The sequence below is a fragment of the Psychrobacter sp. T6-1 genome (assembly GCF_052258445.1).
On record NZ_JBQQFC010000646.1, the window covers coordinates 1 to 798 of the forward strand.

Below are 798 nucleotides of genomic sequence, written 5' to 3' on the forward strand. Positions count from 1 at the left end.
GCCAGTCAAATCGGTGATGATCGCCTAGCACAAGCGAGTGGCGGGGCAGTAGTTCCTGATAACTTCACTCATGGCAGCAGTCAACAGCGGGTTAGCTGGTTTACTCGTGGTCTTGAGTCGGGCAATATTCAATCTTGTGATACCTTTAGTGGTGGACTATAGCGCAATCATTATTATCTCTACTATTGGTCTCTCTATAGATGTTATCCATAAAAAAGCCTGCAATATATTGCAGGCTTTTTGTAGTTATTTACATACTAATCATTTAAACATTAAGTGTTTAAATCTTAGTTGTTATCAAGAATATAACCACCAGCTCCGCCAATAGCTGCGCCAGCTAGTGCGCCGCGAGCGATATCTTTGCTATCGCCTTTGCTTCTGATAAGAGCACCAGCCGCCGCGCCAGCAGTCGCACCTTTAGCGGTGTTGCTTGCATTACCAAAAGGACCTGAGTTACAGCCCGTCATAACGAGTGCTGAGCTGACCATTGCTGTCATTGCCATAGATTTAGCGAATTTCATACCATTACCTCTCAAAGTGTCAAAATTAAAGTACAAAGCTTATTATGATAGTAAGCTTGTATTCACTATAGCCAATAGTAGCTGCTAACCTTCTATTTAGTCGTAGTAAAAACGCTACTCTTTGCTAATAGGCTGTAAGTGTTGTTTCCAGTATGTGTCGCATGCAGGTAGCCTAAACTTAAAAAAAGGACTGCAGCAAACAATCCTTTTTAGTTACGCTTTGATGCATAGACGTAGCCACTTAGCTTTGTGGTTTACGCTTCATCTTGTCAAAGAA

2 protein-coding genes are annotated in these 798 nt (G+C 42.1%); one reads left to right on the forward strand and one right to left on the reverse strand.

Annotated elements, in window-relative coordinates; genetic code table 11:
* On the forward strand, nt 1-162 hold a 162-nt coding region (locus tag ACTXGO_RS15135), incomplete at its 5' end, for a neutral zinc metallopeptidase (RefSeq protein WP_443575099.1).
* Between the two features lie 125 nt (nt 163-287).
* Here ACTXGO_RS15135 and ACTXGO_RS15140 read toward each other — a convergent pair.
* Nucleotides 288-521, reverse strand: a complete 234-nt coding sequence (locus tag ACTXGO_RS15140; RefSeq protein WP_317200083.1) for a hypothetical protein — start codon at nt 519-521, stop codon at nt 288-290.
* Nucleotides 522-798: the final 277 nt, after the last annotated feature.